Below are 4,046 nucleotides of genomic sequence, written 5' to 3'. Positions count from 1 at the left end.
TTCCCCGAGCTCAATTCGGAAACCACGGATTTTCACCTGGTGATCAATCCGCCCAAGATAATCTAGATTTCCATCCGGCAAGTATCTCGCTAAGTCTCCTGTCCGATATAATCGCGCTCCCGGATCACTACTAAATGGATGAGGAATGAAACGTTCTGCAGTCAATTCAGGTCTGTTTAAATACCCACGTGCGAGTCCCGCTCCACCAATATATAGTTCACCAGATACGCCAATGGGCACAGGCTGTTGACAAGCGTCTAGCACATACACTTCTAAATCTGGAATCCGCTTTCCTATATTACTTCTTGAAGAATGCTGCACATCATCTTGAGTAATTGGATAATACGTAACATGAACGGTAGTTTCTGTAATTCCATACATATTGATTAACTGCGGGTTCTGCTCTCCATACCTTTGAAACCACGGTAGCAAGCTGGCAGGATCGAGTGCTTCCCCACCAAATATGACATAGCGCAGATGCAAGTTTTTATTCTCATCTTCTTGTTCACACACCTGTATTAATTGTCGAAATGCGGAAGGTGTCTGATTAAGAACCGTAACCTCTTCCTCTACTAACAGTTGATAGAAATCCTTGGGCGATCGACTGATCCAGTAAGGAACAACAACCAATTTCCCACCATAGAGCATTGCTCCCCAAATTTCCCAAACTGAGAAATCAAATGCATAAGAATGGAAAAGCGTCCAAGTATCTTTTTCACCAAACTGATACCAGCATTCCGTTGATTTAAATAAACGAATCACATTGTGATGCTCTACCATCACTCCCTTCGGATTCCCTGTTGATCCTGAAGTATAGATTACATAAGCGAGATGTTGAGGACTTACATCAGAAATCGGTAAAGCAGTACTTTCTTTCTCAATCYCAACTTGATCTCGATCAAGGCAAATCGATTTGATATTCTCTGGTAACCATTTCGATCCTTTTAAACTCTCTTGCGTTACGACTAACTGAATGCTAGCATCCTCTAAAATATACTGAAGTCGCTGTTCTGGATATGTTGGATCAAGTGGAACATAAGCTCCACCAGCCTTCAAAATCCCCAAAATACCTACAATCATTTCAAGAGAACGTTCAACACAAAGTCCAACCAATGAATCAGGTCCTACTCCTTTTTTCTGTAGATAGTGAGCTAACTGATTCGCACGTTCATTAAGCTCCCTATAGGTAAGCCTCTCCTTTTCATAAATAACTGCAATGGCATTGGGATGAATCGTCGCTTGCTGCTCAAACAACTCATGGATGGTTGCTTGAGGTGGAAAGTCAAGCTTAGGATCGTTGAACTCTACTAAACTTTTTCTTTTATCTTCTTCTGAAATGATTTCGATCTCAGCAACCTTCTGCTTCGGATTTTTAAATATGTTTTCCATTAATGCTAGCATGGTGTTAAAAAAGCGAATTATCTCTTCTTTGGAAAATAGCTCTTCACGATAATCAACATGTACTTGTAAAGAGTCTATATCAGTCAAATTTTCGATATGTACTGCAAAATCTTGTACCTCTTCACGATTTGGAATCCAAAGAGAGTCACCACTTTCAGCACGATCTCTATAATCAATTGTAGTTCCAAAAAGTCGAACATTACTGTTATTCTCTTTATTAATCTGCTTTAATAACAAATCAAATGGATATTTCTGATGTCGTAATGATTTACTTTGTTTTCTGGACACTCGACCAATAAATGAGAGTACTTCTTCTTCAGGATCGATATCCATTCTTAGAGGAACTGTACTCACCATCATTCCAATTAATTCCCGCTCCATTTTAGTCATACGATTGCCATAAGCCATTCCTAGGGCAATATCAAGCGATGAGGTCCATCGATACATCGACAACGAAAGCGCAGCAACAAAAAGAGTATATATACTATATTTGTATCCTTCAGAAAATTCTTCTATGCTTTTCTTGAAATATTCAGATAATACAAACATCTCGCGTGATGCTCTCGTACTAACTTGGTAAGCATTACAGGGTTTCAATCCCGTCACGGATGGAAGTGTTTTGAATTCCTCTAACCAAAAGTTTTGATCCTTTTGAAAACGACTGCTGTTCAAGTATGTCTGTTCATTGACTAGAAACTGAACATATGAGTTCCTAGGTATGCTCACATCTGTCTCACTATGAAACTCATGATAATATTTAGCAATCTGACTAGTAAAAATTTGGATTGATAAACCATCCATGATAATGTGATGGACATTGCCAAAGACGGCACACTCATTATCGCTTAATTTTATTAAAGCGAAATAGTATAAATCAGAATCAAATAACGTAAACGTCTCTTGCGCCTTCTGCTCAATCCATTTTTCCAGCAAATCTGAATCTCTCTCGGAACTGAAATCAAAGAAGTCAAATTCTCGTTCTTGATGTTTAACAAAATATTGCTCAGGTTCCTGATGTCCATGTTCTTTCAGCCTGATACACAAACCATCGTTTTCACTAATAACACGATTCATGGCTCGATTTAATAATGAATAATCCATTTTTCGATGGATCTTGAACAAGAATTTTAGATTACATATACCTTTACCTGAATAAATAACTTCTGTATACCATATTCTTCTCTGTGGATGACTTAAAAGATAACGCTCCTCATTGGACATAAAGAAATCTCCCTTCAAAGATTAGTTACTTTTATGTGTTCGTTTTCATGTTTAACCCAAAAATATTTTTGTAATGAAACCCCAATTACTCCAATGATGATGAGCCCAATACCTACATAAAGATAGAGTTGAATTACTCCGAAAAGATGAACCAGTGGTCCGCTCATAGCTGGAGAAATGATGAGGACTGCATTTGCTAAACTGCTTTGAATTCCAAACACTCTTCCGACCTGTTCTTGATGAGATTCTATTTGCAGAATGACTTGATTGGATACAAGCATAAGTCCACTTCCAATACCAGCGATAAAACTAATCAGATAGCCAAAAATAAGGGATGTACCGGGACTTGTCAGACTTATCAGACTAATTCCACCAAAGCCAATTCCCATTAATGCAATGCCTCCACATACTACCCAACCGTATTGAAAATGTTTTATTTTTTGTGTTAAGAATGCACCAAGTATTCCCCCAATACCAATAATAGAAATGATATATCCCATTTTACTCTTATCATTTGGGAACAAACTCTTAAATAAAGTAGGGAACTGCGAGTCTACTAATTGTAATACTGCCATACCTATTGTAAAGAAAATCATGGTTGATAATATCATCCGATTGGATAATACATAACTCCAACCTTGTAACCAAGCAGTCCAAGTACTTTGCTGTTGCTTTTCTATATGTTCTCTTGACAGAGATTCCTTAAACCTTATTGTGGGCAATAAAACCAAAACAGCTAGTAAACAACATATTGCCCTTATTACAAGACAAAACTCTGGCTGAAACCAGCTCAATAACACTCCTCCTATAAGCGGACCCACTATCTTGGTTCCTTGCTCAACTATACCGTTGATACTTACCGCTTTGGTAAGCAAATCAGGGGATACAATTTGTCGTGTTAGTGTTTGCTGTGCAGGATAATAGAAAACGGTAAAAATGGATCGAATCATTAATGCTAACAATAGCCAATGAATATTTTGGACAAATAAAAGAACAATTGTTAATAGACCAACCATAAGATTACTAAACATCATAATTGGAATTTTTCTAAAGCGATCAGCAATCACACCTGCCCATGAACTAAATAAAATTCCAGGAAGTGCATACGCAACGGGAATCAATCCAATCATGGTGGGGTCTACATTCCATTCAAAACCAACAATGGTCATAATGGCTAACATGTCAATAAATACTCCGAGCATAATCAGTGAATACGCAGAGAAAACTTGTAAATAAATTGTATTTCCCCATAGACTTTTTGAGTCGGTAGTTTTCATAAAAACGATCTCCTTAAGTTTACTAAAACGGATGTTTTTGCGTACATGGGACCCCTTTATTGGACATAATTAATCACTCTAAATATTTTTATTTAAACTTTAATACAATTCAAACTTCAACTAATCATAAAGTTCATTATCTTTTTT

2 protein-coding genes are annotated in these 4,046 nt (G+C 37.2%); both read right to left on the bottom strand.

Going from position 1 to position 4,046, the window contains the following annotated elements; genetic code table 11:
* The coding region (locus AC1DIT_RS27450; protein ID WP_476998564.1) for a non-ribosomal peptide synthetase at positions 1-2,622 on the bottom strand (2,622 nt) is incomplete at its 3' end.
* Positions 2,623-2,636: 14 nt separating this feature from the next.
* On the bottom strand, positions 2,637-3,899 hold the full coding sequence (locus AC1DIT_RS27445; protein WP_016131403.1) for an MFS transporter: 1,263 nt from the start codon (positions 3,897-3,899) through the stop codon (positions 2,637-2,639).
* Between the last annotated feature and the right edge of the window lie 147 nt (positions 3,900-4,046).

The sequence above is a fragment of the Bacillus sp. 05T22 genome (genome assembly GCF_056396765.1).
Note: the sequence above shows the minus strand (reverse complement) of the source record. Positions and strands in the feature narration are given on the sequence as shown.